This is a genomic window from Streptantibioticus silvisoli (genome assembly GCF_027947535.2).
In the GTDB taxonomy this organism is placed as follows: domain Bacteria; phylum Actinomycetota; class Actinomycetes; order Streptomycetales; family Streptomycetaceae; genus Streptantibioticus_C; species Streptantibioticus_C silvisoli.
The window spans coordinates 1-19,106 of sequence record NZ_JAAGKO020000047.1 but is presented as its reverse complement, the minus strand read 5'-3'; the positions used below and the strand labels follow the sequence as shown (position 1 = coordinate 19,106).

The following is a 19,106-nucleotide window of genomic DNA, read 5'->3' as shown; positions in this document are numbered from 1 at the left end:
GTGCCGCCCGCCCGCCGCGGCACCGCGCGAGGGCGCGAAACGCCGAGGGGGCGGCGGGTGCCGAAGCACCCGCCGCCCCCTCGGCGGTGGACCGTCACACGGCGGCCGGGGCCTCGCCCGAGCCGTCGGCCGCACCGGCCGGCGCGACCGTCTCCAGCACCGGCGTCTGGAGCGGGAAGTGGCAGGCGGCGAAGTGGCCGTCGCCGAACTTGCGCATCGCCGGCTCCTCCTGGGCGCAGGTGTCCTGCGCCAACGGGCAGCGGGTGCGGAACCGGCAGCCGGACGGCGGGTCCAGCGGGCTGGGCAGCTCGCCCTTGATGCCGCCGCCGTCCTTGCGCGCCTCGACCTGCGGGTCGGGGATCGGGATGGCCTCCAGCAGACCGGCGGTGTACGGGTGCACCGGCCGCTCGTAGATGTCCTGGCCGCCGCCGGTCTCCACCATCTTGCCGAGGTACATCACGCCGATCCGGTCGGCCAGGTACTTCACCACCGCCAGGTCGTGCGAGATGACGACGTAGCTCAGGTCGTGGCTGGCCTGAAGGCGCTTCATCAGGTTCAGCACCTGCGCCCGGATGGAGACGTCCAGCGCCGAGACCGGCTCGTCCGCGACGATCACCTTCGGGTTGAGGGTGAGCGCCCGGGCCAGGCCGATGCGCTGGCGCTGGCCGCCGGAGAACTCGTGCGGGAAGCGCTCCAGCGCGTTCTTCGGCAGACCCACCTCGCCCAGCAGGTCCGAGACCCGCTCCAGCTGCTCCTTGGAGCTGCCGATGCCCTGGATCTGCAGCGGCTCGCGCAGGATCGCGCCGACCCGCATGCGCGGGTCGAGCGAGGAGTACGGGTCCTGGAACATCATCTGCAGGTCGCGCCGGTGCCGCCGCAGCTCGTTGCCGCGCAGGGCGTCGATCTGCTGGCCCTCCAGCGTCACCGTGCCGCTGTCCGGCTTGTCCAGGCCGACGATCATCCGGCCCAGCGTGGTCTTGCCGCAGCCCGACTCGCCCACCAGGCCGAAGGTCTGGCCGGGGCCGAGGCTCAGCGACACCCCGGAGACCGCCTTGACGCTGCGCTTGGAACGCTGGAGCAGCCCACCGGAGACCGGGAACTCCTTGACCAGCTCGGTGACCTCCAGCAGCGGCTTGCGCGGCGGCGCGGCCGGGTCGGCGGGCTCGCCGGGCGGGGTCTCGCGGACCTGGGTGGTGGCCAGTTGCAGCGGGCCGTTCACCGGGTGCCAGCAGGCGAACTCGTGCTCGTCGTCGGCGCCGACCAGTTCCGGCTCGTCCGTGCGGCACTTGTCGGTCGCGTAGGTGCAGCGCGCCGCGAACCGGCAGCCGGCCGGCGGGTTCGACAGGTCCGGCGGCAGGCCGGGAACGGTGAACAGCCGCTGGGTGTTGTCCTGCGCCAGCCGCGGGATGGAGGCCAGCAGCCCCTGGGTGTAGGGGTGCCGCATGCCGGCGAACAGCTTGCGCGTCTCGGTGGTCTCCGCGATCCGGCCGGCGTACATGACGTTGATCCGGTCCGCGTGGCCGGCCACCACACCCATGTCGTGGGTGATCAGGATCATCGACATCCGCAGCCGGTCCTTCAGGTCCGCCAGCAGCGTCAGGATCTGCGCCTGGATCGTCACGTCCAGCGCGGTGGTCGGCTCGTCGGCGATCAGCACCTTCGGCTCGCAGGCGAGCGCGATGGCGATCATCACGCGCTGCCGCAGACCGCCGGACAGCTGGTGGGGGTAGTCGTTCAGCCGTTCCTTCGGACGCGGCAGGCCGACCAGGGCCAGCACCTCGGCGGCGCGCTCCAGCGCCTCCGCCTTGCTCGCGCCGCGGTGCAGCCGCACCGGTTCGGCGACCTGGTAGCCGATGGTCTTGGTCGGGTCCAGCGACGACATCGGGTCCTGGAAGACCATCGCGATCTCGTTGCCGCGGATCTTGCGCAGTTCGGCGTCGGGCAGGCCGACCAGTTCGCGGCCGGCCAGCCGAACCGACGACTCGTCGACCAGGGACCCGCCGGGCGGCAGCAGGCCCATCAGCGACAGGCCGGTCATCGACTTGCCGCAGCCGGACTCACCGACCAGGCCCAGCGTCTCGCCGGCCTCCAGGTGGAAGGAGACGTTCTCGACCGGGCGGACCATCGACCGGGACAGCTGGATGTGCGTGGAGAGGTTCTCGACCTCGAGCAGGGGGGCCATCGTTTCCTCGTTTCCGTCTGTCTCGGTCGCTCAGCGCTTGCGCAGTCGTACGTCGACCGCGTCCCGCAGACCGTCGCCGATCAGGTTGAACGCCATGACCACCAGCACCAGGCAGACACCGACGGGGAAGACCTCCCACCAGTAGCCGTTCGACAGGGCGTCCTGCGCGTCGGAGATCTGCGAACCCCAGTCGGTGCTGGGGTAGTGCACGCCGAAGTTGAGGAAGCCCAGCGCGGCCAGCGCCAGGATGGCGTCGGCGATCTGGAAGGTGATGTTGACGATGACCGTGCCCATGGCGTTCGGGATCAGGTGCCGGAAGATCAGCCGGCTGCGCGAGCCGCCCATCACCCGGGCCGCCGAGACGAAGTCGCGCACCCGCAGGGTGAGCACCTCGCCGCGGATCAGCCGGGCCGGTACCAGCCAGGAGAAGATGCCGAGGATGATGCTGAGGTTCCAGGTGTTGGAGCCGTAGCGGTGCGCGACGATCAGCACCACCAGCAGGAACGGGATCGACAGCAGCACGTCGACCACGCGCATCATGACCGCGTCGATCAGACCGCCGAGCAGACCGGCGACGGCGCCCCACAGGGTGCCGATGACGGTGGCGAGGATGGCGGCGAGGAAGCCGATCTCCAGCGACGTGCGGCCGCCGAGCATCAGCCGGCCCAGCACGTCGAAGCCGTTGCTGTCACTGCCGAGCGGGCCGCCGCCGTTACCGGGCGCCGCGTCGGTGTTGAGCAGGTTCGTGGCCTCCTGGTTGGTGTGGTACACCAGCGGGCCGAGGAAGGCGAACAGGATGAAGAACACCAGGATGCCGACACCCGCGACGGCGAGCCGGTTCTTCAGGAACTCCCGTACGGTCAGCCGCCAGCCGGTCAGGTTGGCACCCTGGGCCTCACCACCGTCGGCGCCGGGCGAGCCCGGGGGCGCGGGAACGGGGGGGTCGATGGCTGTGGTCACTTCGAGGCTCCCGTCGGTCCTTCGGATGCTGTGGTCTCGGTCGTCCGCATGTCACACCAACCGGATGCGCGGGTCGGAGAGGGTGAGCGCGACGTCCGCGATGAGGTTGCCGATCACCGTCAGGACGGCGGTCAGCAACGTGTAGCCCAGCAGGACGTTGTAGTCGTCGTTCTGCAGGCTCTTGACGAACAGCAGGCCGAGGCCGTCGATGTTGAAGGCGTTCTCGATCAGCACGTTGCCGGCGATCAGGGCCGGCAGCGACAGGCCGATCAGGGTGATCATCGGCAGCGAGGCGTTGCGGATGAGGTGGCGGGTGTAGATCAGGCGGTCCGGCAGGCCCTTGGCCCGCGCCACCTTGATGTAGTCCTGCGCCAGCACGTCGAGCGAGGCCGAGCGCTGATAGCGCGAGTAGGCCGCCACGGTGGTCGTCGCCAGCGCCACGATGGGCAGGACCAGCTCCGGCCAGGACGACAGCGCGCCGCCGAGCGTCTGGTCCTGCGAGACGTTCGGGTCGACCCAGCCCAGGCTCAGCGCGAAGATCTGGATGAGGATCAGCGCGACCATGAAGACCGGCATCGAGTAGAAGATGAAGGCCACGGTGGTGGCGGTGACGTCGCCGACGCTGTTGCGCTTGACGGCCTGGTAGATGCCGAGCGGGATGGCGACCACGATGGCCACCAGGAGGGAGACACCGGACAGGAAGGCGCTCAGCGGGGCCTTCTCCTTGAACAGCGACACCACGGTCTGGTTGTCCTTGGGCGAGTCGCCCAGATTGCCGTGCAGCAAGTGGTTGAGATAAGTGATGAACTGCTCGTACCACGGACGGTCGTAGCCGTACGCGTGGTTGAAGGCGCGTATCGCGGCCGGGGTCGCCTTGGGGCCCAGGATCGTCAGCGCCGGTTCGGGCGCGACGATATGCAGCATCAGGAAGGTCACCAGGGTGATGCCGATGACCACGATGATGGCCGTGGCGAGGCGTCGAATGAGATAGCCGGCCATGTCCGGATCTCCTGCTTCTATGCGTTCGTGGGGGCTTCGGGAGCCGCTGTCTTCACTGTGCCGGTCCGTGAGCGAGCCCACCCGGCCACCGGTCGGGCGGCCGAGTGGGCTGGTGAGGGCGCTGGACCGGACCGGGGCGGCGCTCGGTGCGCCGCCCCGGCCATCCGGACTACTTGGTGAAGTACAGGTCCTCGGGGTCCAGCATCAGCTGGGTGAGGGCCGCGAAGGCGTCCGGGGAACCGGACAGCTTCGGGCTCCAGGCGTAGATGCGGTCCTCGTTCGGCTGGAAGATGCCGGGCAGGTCCGCGTCGACCAGGGAGATCTCGTTCTTCAGCGCGTTGGGGTCGGTCGACAGCATCGAGGCGTTGATCAGCTTGTCGAGCTGCGGGTCCGAGAACGAGCCCTCGTTGTACGTGCCACCCGTGTTGAACAGGGTGTTCGTCGAGGGGTAGTTGTTCTCCGTGAAGCCACCGAAGTCCGCCATGCCCCAGGCGTTCTCGTTCTTGGGGGAGGAGGGGTTGGACTCGTTGGAGATGATGTTGTTGAAGGTGTCGGTGTTCAGGTTGATCTTGACACCGATCTGCTTCAGGTTGCCGGCGAAGGAGGTGACCTCCTCACCGACGACCTTCGGGGTGCTGGTGTAGTACATCTTGAAGTTCAGGTTCTGGCCCTTGGCCACACCCGCACCGCACTGGTTGGCGCCGGTGCCCGGGTTCTGGCAGGTGGTGACGCCGTTGGGCACGACCTTCCAGCCGTGGTCGGTCAGCAGCTTCTTGGCGGCCGAGACCGAGAACGGGAACGGGTTCTTCAGGCCGTTCGCCGGGGTGTACGGCGACTTGGGCGCGACGCCCAGCGGGCCGTAGGCCGGGGCGGCCATGCCCTTGTACGCGCCCTTGATCTCGGCGTTCTCGTCCTGCAGGTGCGCGAACGCCTGGCGGACGTACAGCTGGCTGATCGCCTTGCCGAAGCCGCCGGTGGCGTCCTTGAAGTTGAAGTACATGAAGCTGAAGCCGAAGTCCGGCAGACCGTAGAGGTTGTAGTCCTCGGACTTGATCTTGTTCAGCTGCGGCCAGTTGTCGGAGCTGACGTAGCCCAGGTCCAGCTTGCCGCTCTGCAGGTCGTTGAACTCCGCGGTCGGCGAGGTGTACGACAGCAGGTCCACCTCGGAGAAATTCGGCTTGCCCTCACCGGAGTACTTGGTGTTGGGGGCGAACGTCGCGGCACCGGTGGAGGTGTTGTACGACTTGATCTTGTACGCGCCGTCCACGGTCTGCCACAGCGGGCTGCTGGCGTAGGTCGACAGGCTCTTGGACTGCTTCGCCAGGTAGTCGTAGATCTTCTTGGCGTTGGCCGGCTGGGTGTAGTCCAGGTTGGACCCGCCGGTGGCGGCCTTCGCCCACTCCTTCGACGGCAGCGGCACGATCTGGTTCAGCTGGGTGTCGAGAATCCACGCCGGGTTGTACACCTTGTTGAAGGTGAACGAGATCGTCTGGTCGTTGACGACCTTGGCGGTGGCGTTGTCGGGGAACTGGCCCGGGGTGTAGTTGGACGCGTTCGCCGGGCTCTCCTTGACGGCCGCCTTGTACAGGTCGAACCACAGGAGCACGTCCTGGGCGGAGACCTTGTTGCCGTCGCTCCAGCTGTACTTGCCGTTCAGCTTGATGCTGAAGGTCTTGCCGTCCGAGGAGACGGTCGGCGCCGCGTCGGTCATCGAGCGCGAGTAGTCCATCTCCGGCGCCGAGCCCTTGGGGGACCAGTACAGGGTCCGCCAGCTCAGGTACTGGAACTGGTTGATGGTGTACACCGACGCGTTGGCGGCCGGGGTGATGGGGAAGATCCAGTTCGGGTCCGCGCCGACGTCCTCGGCCACGTGCAGCACGCCGCCGGACTTCACGGTCGTCGAGGCAGCGGGGATCTTGCCGTACGAGTAGGCGTTGGCGGCGCTGGGCGCCCCCTTGCTGTGCGACGTGCTGCTGCCACTGCACGCGGTGAGACCGAGAGCCCCCGCGGCGAGAAGCGCGACCCCCCCAATGACCCGCTGGTTCCTGCTTCTCATCTGCTCCCCACTTCTGAAAAGTGACAGGTCGCGGTCGACCATCACTGGCGCTTCGTTCATCCGGCCCGGCGATGGATGCCATCGGGCCGCACCGGCCGCACACGCGAGGGCGCCCGACCACGCTCAGCGCAGGAATCGGCTGGATCGTGTGGCGGTCTCGCAAAAACAATTTGGTTCAGACGGCTTGGCGCATCATCCTGCTGATAAGAACGGTTCATGTCGACACGCTATTGATTAAAGGTTGATAACACCGGCGAGTAATGATCGACGGCGTCGGCTATTGCCCCGATTTGTGCCACCACGGCAAGTGGTGACACCCCCACCGGCGGCACCAAGATGCCATCCGGTGACCTGCCGTCAGCTCGCGCCGAGGGATGCCCTACGAGGTCGCCGCCAGTGCTGGCAGCACCCGGCCGACGTGTCCCCCGACTGTTCAATCCCCATCATCGCCCGGTGCCAATCCCGGCGCCGTGACCGGCGGAAATGCCGCGGTCGACTTTGCGGGTTGCGCTGGTGGACGGTAAAGGTTTCCTATTCTCGCGGTGCCGGTGCCGGGCGCTCCGGGAAACTGCGCCCGGGCACGCCGGGCACCCGGGGCACACCGGTCCGGCCGCACCGCGGGAGGCACCGCGGCCCCGCGCGTCAGGCGGCCGGTCCGGCCAGGATCTCCCGCACCGCCGCCCGCCCGGCCCGCCCGGCGCCCACCGTGCTGGCCGACGGGCCGTAACCGACCAGGTGCACCCGCGGCTCGCGCACCACCCGGGTGCCGTCCATCGTGATCCCGCCGCCCGGCTCCCGCAGCCGCAGCGGCGCCAGGTGGTCCAGCGCGGCCCGGAACCCGGTCGCCCACACGATCGCGTCCACCTCCAGCGTCCGGTCGCCGTCCGGCGTCCGCCACACCACCCCCCGCGCGGTGATCCGGTCGAACATCGGCCGCCGGTCCAGCACCCCGGAGGCCAGCGCCGCCTCGATCCGCGGCGTCAGCGGCAGCCCCGTCACGCTCACCACGCTGCTCGGCGGCAGCCCGCGCCGCACCCGGTCCGCCACCAGCGCCACCGCCGCCCGGCCCCGATCGGCGTCGAACGGGCCGGGGACGAAGACCGGTTCGGTGCGCGTCACCCACGTCGTCTCCCGGGCCACCGGCGCCAGCTCCATCACGTGCTGCGTGCCGGACGCCCCGCCGCCCACCACCACGACCCGCAGCCCGGCGAACCCGGCCGGCCCCCGGTACAGCGCGGTGTGCGTCTGGCGGCCGCGGAACGTCTCCTGGCCCGGGTAGCGCGGCCAGAACGGCCGGTCCCACGTGCCGGTGGCGTTCACCAGCGCCGCCGCCGACCACACCGCCCCGCCGGTCTCCACCAGCAGCCGCCCGTCCGGGCCCGGACGCACCGCCCGCACGTCCACCGGGCGGCGCACCCGCAGGTCGAAGCGCCGCTCGTACGCCGCGAAGTACCCCGCCACCACCTCGGCGGCCGGCCGGTCCGGGTCCGCGCCCTCCAGCGGCATCCCCGGCAGGTCGTGCACCCGGTGCGCCGCGGAGTACGTCATCGTCGGCCAGCGGAACTGCCACGCCCCGCCCGGCCCGGGGGAGTGGTCCAGCACCACGAAGTCCTCCCCCGGCCGCAGTCCCGCCCGGCGCAGGAAGTACGCCGCCGACAGCCCGGCCTGCCCCGCGCCGATCACCACGACCCGGACCTCACGCACCGCGATTGCGTTCACGTCCGCACCAACAACGGCACGGCGGCGGCACTTCCCCGGCAGCCCCGCGAGGGCCTGCCCGGCGGCGTGTCCCGGCCTGCCGGCGCGACGGGCGCGGAACCGTCCGTCACACCGGTCGCGGCCCGCCGGTGATCCAGTCGAACGCCGCCCGCGCGTCGAACGCCGCCGGGCCGCCGGCGAACAGCAGCCCCACCGACGCGAACACCTCGTCCCCCGCCCGGGCCGGCACCGAGGGCGCCGCGACGCACCGCATGCCCGCCGCAGCGGCGGCCCGCACCCCGGGCGGGGAGTCCTCCACCACCACGCAGTGCGCCGCGTCGGCACCCAGTCGCCGGGCGGCCTCCACGAAGACGTCCGGCGCCGGCTTGCCGCGGTCCACCTCCTGCGCCGAGACCACCGCCCCGAACAGCGGCGCCAGCCCGGAACCCGCCAGCGCCGCATCGATGGCCGCCCGCGACGAGCCGGACGCCACCGCCAGCGGATGCCCGGCCGCCGCCAGCCGCCGCGCCAGCGCCACCGCGCCGTCCAGCAGGGCCGCGTCCGGTGCCAGGGCCAGGTAGTGCCCGTCCATCTCCGCCAGCAGATCCGCCACCGGCGCCGCCAGCCCGTACTCCGCGCGCAGCGAGCGCAGGGTGTCCTCGGTGCCGACGCCGACGAACCGCAGGTGCCGCTCCCAGCTGAAGCCCGTCACCCCGTGCGCGGCCAGCGTCCGCCGGCCGGCCTCGTAGTACAGCGGCTCGCTGTCGACCAGCGTGCCGTCCAGATCGAAGATCACCGCGGGGATGCGCATGACCCCAGCATGCCGCCGCCGCGCCCGCCGCCGCCGGGCGCCCCGCCGTACCCCGCGGCCCCGCCGCGACGGCATGCCCTAACGTCGTGCCGGACATCGCTCGGGCGAACGGGAGGCACTCGGTGGACGGCGGCAAGGGCAGCGGCGGACGGCACGCGTACATCGGATCGTTCACCTCGGCGGGCGGCGCGGGGATCACCACCGCGGCCGTGCACCCCGGCACCGGCGCGCTCACCCCGCTCGGCAGTACCGACGCGGTCGCCGACCCGTCCTACCTGGCGCTCGGCCCGGACGGCACGGTGCTGTACGCGGTCGCCGAACTGCCGGACGACGGCCTGGCCGCCGCGTTCTCGCTGCGCGACCCGGCCGCGCCCGCCCCGCTGGGCACCCCCCGGCCGGTCGGCGGCGGCGCCCCGACCCACCTGTGCCTGGCCCACGGACAGCTGTTCACCGCCAACTACGCCTCCGGAAGTGTCAGTTCGCTGGCCCTCAACGCCCTTGACGGCACCGTGGAGGGCCTGCGGGGCGTCCTGCGTCACCGGGGGGCCGGACCCGACCCGGAGCGCCAGGAGGGCCCGCACGCGCACGCCGTGCACCCCGCCCCCGCCGGCCGCTGGCTGCTCACCGTCGACCTCGGCACCGACACGGTCCGCGTCCTGGACGCGGGGCACTCCGTGGGTGCGGGGGGCTCCGGGGGTGCGGTGGGCTCCGGGAGCGCGGGGGACTGCGTCGGCGCCGGTGAGGCCGTGGGTGCGGCGGACTCCGTGGGCGTCGGGGACACCGTGGGCCCGGGGGGCTCCGAGGGCGCCGGGGACTCCGCCTCCGGTGCTCCCCGCGTGCACCACGAGACCGTTCTGCCGCCCGGCAGCGGGCCGCGCCACCTCGCCTTCCACCCCGACGGCCGGCACGTCTACTGCGTCAACGAGTTGGCCTCCACGGTGACCCTGCTGACCTGGGACTCCGCGGCGGGCCGCCTCGCGGTGGGCCCGAGCCGGGCGACGGTGCCGGGGGCCGGGGGAGCGGGCGGCGCGTCGGCCGGCGGAACGGTCGAGGACGGCGCCGGACGGTTCGCGGGCGGCGGGGGCGGCGCGGGTGCTGAGGGAGCCGGGGGGCTCGCGGGCGGTGCGGATGCCGGTGGTGCTGAGGGCGCCGGGGTTGCCGGGGTTGCCGGGGGCGGCGGGGTGGCCAACTACCCGTCGGAGGCGGTGGTCTCGGCGGACGGCCGGTTCCTGTGGGTGGCCAACCGCGGCCACGACAGCATCGCGGTCTTCTCGCTCGGCGCGGACCGCGTGCCATCTCTCACCGGCGCGGTGTCCTGCGGCGGCCACTGGCCGCGCGACCTCGCCCTCGACCCGGTCACCGGGCGGCTGTACGCCGCCAACGAACGCTCCGGCGACGTCACGTGGTTCGACGTCGACCCGGCGGACGGCACCCCGCGCCGCGCGGGCTCGATCTCCGTACCGGCCGCGTCGTGCGTGGTGTTCGCGGACGGACACCCCGCACGACGCTGAGCGGTGCGCCGGGTCCCGGCGGGTGGCCGGAACCCGGCGTCAGCGCGCCGGCGCGTGCTGTGGCTGCTGCGGCGCGATGCCCAGCAGCGTCATGTACTTCGACAGCGCCAGCTTGCCGATCGCCGGGTAGGCGCCCAGTGGCTCGGCCGCGTCGCAGCCCGCCTCCTCGCACGCGGCTGCCAGCAGCCCTTCCGGCAGCTCCGGGCCCACGGCGTACGGCGCCAGCGCCAGCCGCCCGGAGCCCGAGGAGCGCAACTGGTCGGCCGTGGCCGCGATCGCGCCGTCGACGTCCAGTCCGGCCGCCAGCACCGGAACGGCCAGCCGCGCGGCCAGCAGCAGCCCGGTCACCCCGGCCGCCGCCACCGCCTCCGCACCGCCGACGGTGGCCAGAATGATGCCGTCGGCCGCGGTCGCCACGGTGAACAGCCGGGCGCGGTCGGCGCGGGCGAGGCCCACCTCCGACAGCCGCACGTGGACCGCCTCGGCCAGCAGCGGGTGCGGGCCCAGCACATCGGTCAGCTCGGCGTTCACCCCGCTCGCCGCGATCTCCTCGCGGATCCGCTCCAGCACCGCGGCCTGCGGCCCGGCCAGCAGCGGCACCACGACGGCGGCCGGCAGCCCGGCCTCCGGGTCGGCCCCGGCGCCGGCCGAGGCCAGCGCCGCCGCCAGCGCCGGGTACTCGAACGGGTCCTGCCGCGGGCTCTCCTCCGCTTCGGGGTCCTGCGGTTCGGCGCTGTCCAGGTAGCCGGCCGTGGCGTTCAGGCCGGGCAGCTCGGAGCGGGCGATGCTGATGACCTCGTCGACCAGGGAACGGGTCGCGGGGCAGGGGGCGCCGGGTATCGCCAGAACCAGGGCGGGCGCGCCCTCGGGGGCGGCCAGCGGCTCCGGGCGACGGTGCCGTCCGGGCTGACGGGGACGCGGCATGCGTACGGGCAGGCCAGCTGCGGGGCCATTGGCTGAGCTCATGGCGTCGCATGCTAACGGTTCCGCTTGTTCCACCGCTCGCCCGGGGTGCGCTCGTTGGCGGAAACACGCCACTCTATGCGCGTTTGCGACTCTTTGTGGCGGGATTGCTCCGCGAGGGCGATGTGATCCGGCCGAACCGCCGCCCCGGCCGGACCCGTTGAGGCCCCGGCCGGTGAACGCCGTTCACCGGCCGGTGTTCAGCGCCCCGCGTTCAGTGCGCCGCGTTCAGTGCCCGGCGTTGACCACGCAGCGTTCGGTGCCCGGCGTCGGTGATGCTCAGTGCACGGTGAGCAGGGCCGGGTCGGACGGGAGCGCTGGGCCGTCGCAGGCGAGCGAGACCGCGATCCGGACGGCGCCGTGCAGCGGGTCGCCCTCCGGGGCCACCAGCCGGGCGCCGGGCAGGAGTTCGGGCGCCTGCTCGCGCAACGGTCCCAGCAGGGGCTCGCCCAGCTTGAGCAGCCCGCCGGTGAACGCCACGTCGCCGCCCGCCGGACCGGTGCGCGCCGCGGCGGCCGCCGCCAGCAGGTGCCCGGCCGCCTCCCGCAGCACCCGGTCCGCCACCGCGTCGCCCCCGGCCGCGCACCGGGCCACCTGCGGCGCGAAGGACGCCAGTACCGCAGCGCGGTCGGTGCGCGGGTACAGCCGGCCCGGCATCCCGGCCGCCGGTCCGAAGACCGCCTCCAGCCGCTCCAGCAGCGCGCCGGAGCCGCCCGGCCGGCCGTCGTGGGCGCGCATCGCCGCCTCCAGGCCGGCCCGGCCGATCCACGCGCCGCTGCCGCAGTCGCCCAGCAGGTGTCCCCAGCCGTCGACCCGCCGCCAGCCGGTCCCGGCGTCGGTGCCCAGCGCGATCAGCCCGGTGCCGGCCGCCACCACCACGCCGGGGCGCACCCCGAGCGCGCCGGCGTACGCCGTCACCGCGTCCGCCGCCAGCGCCAGCCGCCGCACGCCGAACGCCTCCCGCAGCGCCGCCGGCAACCGCTCGCGCAGCTCACCGCCGAGCGTCGCCATGCCGGCCGCGCCCACGCAGGCGGCGCCCACCTCGTCCGCGCCGGTCTCCTTGAGCAACTCACCGACGGCGGGCAGGAGTTGACCGAGCAGGTGTTCGGCGTCGATACCGCCGGGGCCGGTGCGCACCGGCTCGCGGGACGTCCGCTCCGCGACCGCCGTGCCGCCGCCGGCCCGGGCCAGCGCGCACCGCAGCCCCGAGCCGCCGGAGTCGACCGCCAGCACCCAGCCGTGCCGCCCGCTCCCGGTGCCGCCCCCGGTGACGGTGGCGGCACCCGGGGCCGGGCGGTGCGGCCCGGTCAGCGGCTGTCCTGCTTCAGCGCGGTGTCCACGGTCAGCGCGGACGCCACCACCATGCTCAGCAGCGGGTCGGCGAGCGGCCGGTGGATCTGGAGCACGTAGTTGTCCGCGGTGGTGAACGCCGCCTTCACCAGACCCTCCCAGGTCTTGGTGATGCGGGCGATCTCCGTCTCGGTGTGGTCGACGATCGCGAAGTTCCAGGCCCGGAAGTTCTCCGCCTTGATCGCGCCGATCTGCTGACCGTCCACCATGAGGCCGAACCGGATGCGGCCGATGGCGTTCTGCTGCACGATCTCGCCCAGGTGCGTGCCGTCCGGGCGGTCGATCATCACCTTGGACTTGATGAACTTCGCCGGCCGGGTCAGCAGCAGCACCGGCTGTCCCCAGGCGTCACGCACCTCCAGCTTGTGCGTCATGAACTGGTCGGCGCTGCTGAGGAACCGCACGGCCTTCTTGACCGCGCCCTGGCCGATCTCCGCGACCGACCCGAGCTGCGTGCCGTTCCGGTCGAAGACCGCGTACTCGTTGCTGATCTCGATCAGCTTGGCCTTCTGGTTGACCACCAGGACCGGTTCGGTGAACAGCGTGCCCCCGCCGGCGGCGGACGGCCCCACGCCCGCCTGCTGCTGGACCTGCTGCCGCACCCGCCCCGGATCGGCGGGACCGTCGATGCCCAGCTCCCACGGGTTGTCCTTCTGCGGTGCGCCGGTCTGCGCCGGATACCCGTACCCGGCCTGCGGCCCGGCCGCACCGGGGGCCGCCTGCTGCGGCGCGAAGCCGGGCTGGGGCTGCGCCTGCTGGGGGAAACCGCCCTGCTGCGGGAAACCCTGCTGTCCCGGTCCGCCCGGCTGCCCGGGTCCGCCCTGCTGGGGGAAGGGCTGCTGAGCGGCGGGCGCCTGCTGCGCGAACGCCTGCTGGGGGCCGCCCTGTTGGGGCACACCGGGCTGGGCCGCGCCGGGCCGGCCGGCGGAGCCGGGGGCACCGGTGGCGCGGTCCTGCGCGCCGGAGGCGGTGTCGGCCTTCGGCTGGGTGCCCGCGTGGGTGTGGTCGGTCCAGCGTGAACCGTCCCACCATCTCAGCAGGTCGGGAGTGCCATGCGGATCGGCGTACCAGCCCGCAGGCGTATTCGATTGCGTGGTCACGCGGGGCAGACTATCGCGCACGTCCGGTCAGGGCAGCAGCCAGTTCACCGGGTCCGCGCCCTGGGACGTCAGCGCCGCGTTGGCCCGGCTGAAGGGGCGCGAACCGAAGAAGCCCCGGTCCGCCGACATCGGTGACGGGTGCGACGACTCGATCGCCGGCAGGCCGCCCAGCAGCGGCCGCAGGTTGCGCGCGTCACGTCCCCACAGGATCGACACCAGCGGCGTGCCCCGGGCGGCCAGCGCGCGGATCGCCTGCTCGGTGACCTCTTCCCAGCCCTTGCCCCGGTGCGCGGCCGGCTTGCGGGGCGCGGTGGTCAGCGCCCTGTTCAGCAGCAGGACGCCGTTGGCGGTCCACGGCGTCAGGTCGCCGTTCGCGGGCGGCGGGAAGCCGAGGTCGTTGCCGTACTCCTGGAAGATGTTGAGCAGGCTGCCGGGCAGCGGCCGGGTCTCCGGCGACACCGAGAAGCTGAGCCCCACCGCGTGTCCCGGGGTGGGGTACGGGTCCTGGCCCACGATGAGGACCCGCACCTGGTCGAACGGCTGCTGGAACGCCCGCAGTACGTTCGCCCCGGACGGCAGGTAGGTCCGCCCGGCCGCGATCTCGGCGCGGAGGAAGTCCCCCATCGCCGCGACGCGGTCCGCCACCGGGTCCAGGGCCTTCGCCCAGCCCGCTTCCACGATCTCGTTCAAAGGTCTTGCCGCCACGGGCAGTCACTCTAGTGGCTCATCCCGTCACCTCCGCACCGGCCGGCCGGTGCCGTCGCCGGGCGGGTCGGCGTCGTGAGGGCGTCCACCGCGGCCCGGACCGCCGCCCCGACTGCCGCCGCCCCGCCGGGTGTTCGCCCTGGTCGCCGCCGCGCCGACCGCCGCCGCCGGACGAACAGCCCCTTCTTCGCTCCGCCCCTGGGCTTCGTGCCCTCCGTGACCTTCGTACCTTCCGTGACCTTCGTGCTCTCTGCGAACTTCGTGCCCTCCACGAATTCGGTGCCCTCCGTGAGCAGGTTGTCGCACACGTCGTCGCCTCCCTCGGCCGTCGCGGGCGCCCGGCCACCATGCCGGATTCGTCCCGTCATCGACGAGTCTGCACCCTGCCACTGACAATCCACCGGGAGGCCGCGTCGCCGCAGGTCACCGGCGCGGACCACGGCACCCCGGGGTCAGCGGCGACTCCGGGTCGGCGGCGCGGCGTCGTGCCGGCGCCGGTCACCAGGCGCGGCCGTACTGCGGCGGAGGGGTGACGGCGGCGCCCAGTTCGCGGGCGGCGCGGGCCGGCCAGTACGGGTCGCGCAGCAGTTCGCGGCCCAGCAGCACCGCGTCCGCCTGCCCGGAGGTGAGGATCTCCTCCGCCTGGCGCGGTTCGGTGATCAGGCCGACGGCGGCCACCGGCATGCCGGTCTCCTGGCGCACCCTGGCCGCGAACGGCACCTGGTAGCCGGGGCCGGTCGGGACGCGCACGCCGGCCACGTTGCCACCGGTGGAGGTGTCGAGCAGGTCGACACCGTGCGCCAGCAGCTCCTTGGCCAGCCGGACGGTCTCGTCCGCCGTCCAGCCGACGTTCCCGGACCCGTCGGCGGCGTTCTCCTGGAGCCAGTCGGTCGCCGAGACGCGGAAGAGCAGCGGCAGTTCCTCCGGCCAGACCGCGCGCACCGCGTCGACGATCTCCAGCGCGAACCGGACGCGGTTGTCGAACGGGCCGCCGTAGGAGTCGGTGCGGTGGTTGCTGTGCGGGGACAGGAACTCGTTGATCAAGTAGCCGTGCGCGCCGTGCAGTTCGACGACCTTGAAGCCGGCCGCCAGCGCGCGCCGCGCGGTGTCGGCGAACTGCCCGACCACGGCCCGGATCTGCTCGGCGGTCATCTCGTCCGGCGCCGGGAAGTCGTCGCTGAACGGCACCGCGCTGGGGGCCAGGGCGGTCCAGCCGGCGCCCCCGCCGGCCGGCAGCGACCCGCCGCCGTCCCACGGCGCCGCCGCCGACGCCTTGCGGCCGGCGTGGGCGATCTGGAGGCCCGCAACCGCGCCCTGTTCGGTCAGCAGGCGGTTGATCCGGGCGAACGCCTCCTGCTGGCGGGCGTTCCACAGGCCGAGGTCGGCCGGGCTGATGCGGCCCTCGGGGGAGACCGCGGTGGCCTCGGTGAGGACGAGCCCGGCGCCGCCGACCGCGCGCGCGGCCAGGTGGGCCAGGTGCCAGTCGTTCGGGACGCCGGTGTCCGGTCCGTCCGCCGCGGCGCTGTACTGGCACATCGGCGCCATCCACACCCGGTTCGGTATGGTCAGCGACCGCAGGGTGAGGGGTTCGAAAAGGGCGCTCACGCCACTCTCCTCGTGTTCGGCCCGGCCCGAGGAGGCCCGGTGCCGCCCCCGTGCTCCACAGGTACGAGAGGCATCGTAGTGCGGCGACCATCGAACTACGAGGGGCTTCGTATCATGGGGCATATCGACCCGGCCGACCACCGCGCCGGCGCCGCCCGGCCGGCCCCTGAACCACCCGGACCACGCCGCCGTCCGGCTCGAACCCGTGCCGCACGCCCCGGGAGCACCGGATGGCGCGGCGCCCCAAGCTGCGAGCGCTTGAAGGCGCGAGATTCCGGCGTAGGACGTGGCCCCCGGGCGCCTGAAGACGCGGCAGCCCCCGAAGACGTGACCCCCCGAAGACGTGAGCCCCTGAAGACAGAAGCCCCGCACCCAGAAGCCCGGAAGACGCGGCGGCCCCTGAAGACGCCGCCCCCTGAAGATCTGGGCCCCCGAAGACGGAAGCCCCCTCAGCGGCGGACCGGTGGCTCCCCCTGCGGCGGCATGCCCAGTTGCCAGTCGAGTCCGTAGCGCTGGAACAGTTCCAGGCGCAGGCTGGCCAGCGGCATCGGGGCGCCGGGCAGCAGCAGGGCGACGACGGCGCCCATCAGCAGCGCCCGCAGCAGCCGGTAGTCCTCCGTGGCGTGCCCGGAACCGTAGCGGGCGACCGACTGCTCCAGCAGCGCGGCCAGTTGCTGCTGTTCGGGGCACTGGATGAAGCCCTCGGCCTGGAGGATGCCGGCCATGTGCACCCGCATGACCTTGGTGTGGGTGATGGTCAGGCTGAGGATGGCGTCGATCGCCCGGGCCAGGGCGTCGTGGCCGTCGGACAGGTCCTGCTGGGAGTCGAGCGCGGCGGACAGCGTCATGTGCATCAGGCGGTGGACCGCGGACTGGACGAGCGGCCGCTTTCCGGGGAAGTAGTACGACACCAGGCCCCGGGCGGCGCCGGCCCGATCGGCGATGTCCGCCAAGGTCGTGGCCTCGTAGCCCCGCTCGCCGATCAGCTCGACCGTCGCCTGGAGGAGGCGTTCGCGGGAACGACGCCGCAATTCTTCATTGACCGATGCGCTTCGCGGGGACATGCTGGACTCCTGCGTTGACTGGCTGCGAGCCAATATACTCAGCGCAGCACCTTCGTGGCCGCGTGCCGCCTGGGTGTCACGAGCACGACGCGGTGCCGGGCGACGCGGGGGATCGTCCGGCGCCGCGTCGGCGTGCGTTCCGTGAGTGGCGTTCGGATGGGCCGCGAACCACCGGCGGCGAGTCGCCCCACCTGCATTGATGACCTTGAAGACGTCGTCGGCCCCGACCTGGCTGAGCGCTCCCGAAGTGTGGAGTTCTCGGATCTGGGAGATTTCTGGGAGATCACTGCGATGACCGGGGGATCGACCTGGGAGACCGGGGCGGCTCGTACTCACGACGGTCCACCACAACACGCTGCGACTCCGCCCACAGACGCTCCAGGGTCTCGGCGATCTTCAGCTCCATGCCCAGCGTGACATGGGAGTAGGTGCCCTCCACGCCCGGGATCACGTGGCGCATCCTCGTCTCGACGGCCACCTTAGGGTGGCCGGCCTCGTCCAGCCAGACCTTCTGGCTATGCCTGAGCCCATGCGGGACGATGTCCTCCACGTCCGCCACGGCCCTCAGTCCCGGCAGCAGGTCCGTTCGCTTCACCGTCGTCGCCACCTTCTCCCGGCCGTCGACCATGGGCCGCCACACCCTCTTGTAGAACGCGGCCTTCGTGCTCAACTGACCGCCCTGAGTGTTGGTGAACACCCAATCCGAGGAGTGCGACTCCAGCAGTTCGCGCAGGAGGTCCACCAGGAACGGCGGAATGATCAGCGAGCCGGTGGAGCCGTACTTCGGATCTACCTGCGCCGACTTCCCGTTCACGTACTGGTGCTGCTCCTGAAGCAGGAGCCTCGCTCCTTCTCCACGGTCCTCCAAGAGGAGGTGATCGCGACGCAGGCCGACCATCTCGGAAATGCGCAGACCCATGTAGGCGATCGTCAGCGGCATGACGTAGCCGGTCAACCCCCGCAGTTGGCGCCCGTTGCGGGCGAGCAGCAGGGCCTGCCGGGGGGTGGCGAGCACGGTGGTGTCCTCCCGCGGCTTGCCCTGGTACTTGCCGCGGCGTCTCGCCTGACGGTTCGGGACGGGGTTGTCGGCGCGGAGCTTGGAGGTGACGGCATCGTCCATCATCGTGCGGAACACCGACCGCACGGACTTCACGTATTCGTGGGAGTACCTGTCCTTGAGGGACTTCTCCCAGGTGACGTAGCTGATGGTCAGGACGTCGCCGACGGGAACATCACGCCAGTAGGGGAGGATGACGCTCCGCAGCCGCTGGCGGTAGGTCTCTTCGCTGCGGTTGCCGACCTCCAGGCTCTCGATCCAGCGGGCCGACCACTCGCCGATGGCGATCTTCCCGTCGCGCGGGTTGATGAACACCTTGCGGTCGACGTCGGTCTCGCAGGCGGAACCGTACTTCTCCGCGGCTCGCTCGGATGTGAACCGGTTGCCGTAGTCGTCCTTGCTCGCTGAGCCCCACTTGCCGTTGGGCAGCTTGTACTTCACTCGCCAGTACCAGCGTTTGTCCTTCTCGGACCAGCGCTTCTCGGCATGAGCCATGACGCCTCCGCGTGATGCGGCCTGCCCGGCCCGATGCGGCGGTTGCACCGCACCAGGCCGGTTGGCAGGTCACGATCTGATCGACAGTTCTCTTTCGAGCCACTGTCTCAGGTCATCGCGGCCGAGTCCGGCTGCGGCTTCCCGGGCGACATCCCCCCAGTTGTCGCCTACTTCGCGGTCGTTGATCCAGATGACGACCGGTTCGTTCCCCAGTGGTTCGTCGATCAGTAGTTTCGCACCGTGCGGTATGGATGGGACATGAACCAGGCGCACCGGTAGAGGCATGCGTCCCCCTTCACCAGCTGAGCGGTGACCCCCCTCAGAGGTGTCCAAATCACATCACACAATTGAGTGAACCGTGAAGCAAGTGGGCGGAGTTAGTCGGTTTTGCTCTCTTGATCACCGGACACGATGCCGCGGAGAGAGCGCTGGACGCGGCTCCACTCCTGGAGGTCTCGGCGCATCTGCTCGGGGTCGGGGGTGGGTTGGGTGGGGTCGCGGGTGACGACGACGACCATGCGCATGCCGCCGGCGGACAGGTCGAGGACAT

The 19,106-nt window shown here is 72.0% G+C and carries 14 protein-coding genes; 1 reads left to right on the top strand and 13 read right to left on the bottom strand.

Annotated elements, in window-relative coordinates:
• Positions 1–94: 94 nt before the first annotated feature.
• The 6 genes from POF43_RS26325 to POF43_RS26300 form a co-directional block, all read right to left on the bottom strand.
• Positions 95–2,182, bottom strand: a complete 2,088-nt coding sequence (locus POF43_RS26325) for an ABC transporter ATP-binding protein (RefSeq protein WP_271322921.1) — start codon at positions 2,180–2,182, stop codon at positions 95–97.
• A gap of 30 nt (positions 2,183–2,212) precedes the next feature.
• A complete protein-coding gene (locus tag POF43_RS26320; RefSeq protein ID WP_372516128.1) occupies positions 2,213–3,142 on the bottom strand; it encodes an ABC transporter permease in 930 nt (309 codons plus the stop codon).
• Positions 3,143–3,193: 51 nt separating this feature from the next.
• Positions 3,194–4,141, bottom strand: coding sequence for an ABC transporter permease (locus tag POF43_RS26315; RefSeq protein ID WP_271313522.1), 948 nt, complete (start codon positions 4,139–4,141; stop codon positions 3,194–3,196).
• A 169-nt stretch (positions 4,142–4,310) separates the two neighbouring features.
• Positions 4,311–6,197, bottom strand: a complete 1,887-nt coding sequence (locus tag POF43_RS26310) for an ABC transporter substrate-binding protein (RefSeq protein WP_271322922.1) — start codon at positions 6,195–6,197, stop codon at positions 4,311–4,313.
• A 642-nt stretch (positions 6,198–6,839) separates the two neighbouring features.
• Positions 6,840–7,916, bottom strand: coding sequence for an NAD(P)-binding domain-containing protein (locus POF43_RS26305; protein WP_282704786.1), 1,077 nt, complete (start codon positions 7,914–7,916; stop codon positions 6,840–6,842).
• A gap of 106 nt (positions 7,917–8,022) precedes the next feature.
• Positions 8,023–8,706, bottom strand: a complete 684-nt coding sequence (locus tag POF43_RS26300; RefSeq protein ID WP_271325683.1) for an HAD family hydrolase — start codon at positions 8,704–8,706, stop codon at positions 8,023–8,025.
• 86 nt (positions 8,707–8,792) lie between these two features.
• On the opposite strand from POF43_RS26300, the gene POF43_RS26295 reads away from it, so the two are divergent.
• A complete protein-coding gene (locus POF43_RS26295; RefSeq protein WP_308217768.1) occupies positions 8,793–10,217 on the top strand; it encodes a lactonase family protein in 1,425 nt (474 codons plus the stop codon).
• Positions 10,218–10,256: 39 nt separating this feature from the next.
• Here POF43_RS26295 and POF43_RS26290 read toward each other — a convergent pair whose 3' ends face one another.
• The 7 genes from POF43_RS26290 to POF43_RS26260 all read right to left on the bottom strand — a co-directional run bounded on the left by POF43_RS26290 (position 10,257) and on the right by POF43_RS26260 (position 18,556).
• Positions 10,257–11,183, bottom strand: a complete 927-nt coding sequence (locus POF43_RS26290; protein ID WP_271314479.1) for a sirohydrochlorin chelatase — start codon at positions 11,181–11,183, stop codon at positions 10,257–10,259.
• Positions 11,184–11,459: 276 nt separating this feature from the next.
• Complete coding sequence (locus POF43_RS26285) at positions 11,460–12,413, bottom strand: N-acetylglucosamine kinase (protein ID WP_271324120.1); 954 nt, start codon at positions 12,411–12,413, stop codon at positions 11,460–11,462.
• 74 nt (positions 12,414–12,487) lie between these two features.
• Complete coding sequence (locus POF43_RS26280) at positions 12,488–13,630, bottom strand: phospholipid scramblase-related protein (protein WP_271314477.1); 1,143 nt, start codon at positions 13,628–13,630, stop codon at positions 12,488–12,490.
• Positions 13,631–13,657: 27 nt separating this feature from the next.
• Positions 13,658–14,335: a uracil-DNA glycosylase gene (locus POF43_RS26275; protein ID WP_271324121.1), complete on the bottom strand. Its 678-nt coding sequence runs from the start codon at positions 14,333–14,335 to the stop codon at positions 13,658–13,660.
• Positions 14,336–14,833: 498 nt separating this feature from the next.
• A complete protein-coding gene (locus POF43_RS26270) occupies positions 14,834–15,940 on the bottom strand; it encodes an NADH:flavin oxidoreductase/NADH oxidase (RefSeq protein WP_271324122.1) in 1,107 nt (368 codons plus the stop codon).
• Positions 15,941–16,389: 449 nt separating this feature from the next.
• The gene (locus POF43_RS26265) at positions 16,390–17,004 is read right to left on the bottom strand and encodes a TetR/AcrR family transcriptional regulator (RefSeq protein WP_271324123.1); all 615 of its coding nucleotides are present in this window, start codon (positions 17,002–17,004) and stop codon (positions 16,390–16,392) included.
• Between the two features lie 283 nt (positions 17,005–17,287).
• A complete protein-coding gene (locus POF43_RS26260) occupies positions 17,288–18,556 on the bottom strand; it encodes a tyrosine-type recombinase/integrase (RefSeq protein WP_271324124.1) in 1,269 nt (422 codons plus the stop codon).
• Between the last annotated feature and the right edge of the window lie 550 nt (positions 18,557–19,106).

Excerpts from the sequence above, each read along its gene's own strand:
- POF43_RS26325 (WP_271322921.1), bottom strand. The coding sequence starts at position 2,182 with ATGGCCCCCCTGCTCGAGGTCGAGAACCTCTCCACGCACATCCAGCTG.
- POF43_RS26315 (WP_271313522.1), bottom strand. The coding sequence starts at position 4,141 with ATGGCCGGCTATCTCATTCGACGCCTCGCCACGGCCATCATCGTGGTC.
- POF43_RS26310 (WP_271322922.1), bottom strand. The coding sequence starts at position 6,197 with ATGAGAAGCAGGAACCAGCGGGTCATTGGGGGGGTCGCGCTTCTCGCC.
- POF43_RS26300 (WP_271325683.1), bottom strand. The coding sequence starts at position 8,706 with ATGCGCATCCCCGCGGTGATCTTCGATCTGGACGGCACGCTGGTCGAC.
- POF43_RS26290 (WP_271314479.1), bottom strand. The coding sequence starts at position 11,183 with ATGAGCTCAGCCAATGGCCCCGCAGCTGGCCTGCCCGTACGCATGCCG.
- POF43_RS26265 (WP_271324123.1), bottom strand. The coding sequence starts at position 17,004 with ATGTCCCCGCGAAGCGCATCGGTCAATGAAGAATTGCGGCGTCGTTCC.
- POF43_RS26260 (WP_271324124.1), bottom strand. The coding sequence starts at position 18,556 with ATGGCTCATGCCGAGAAGCGCTGGTCCGAGAAGGACAAACGCTGGTAC.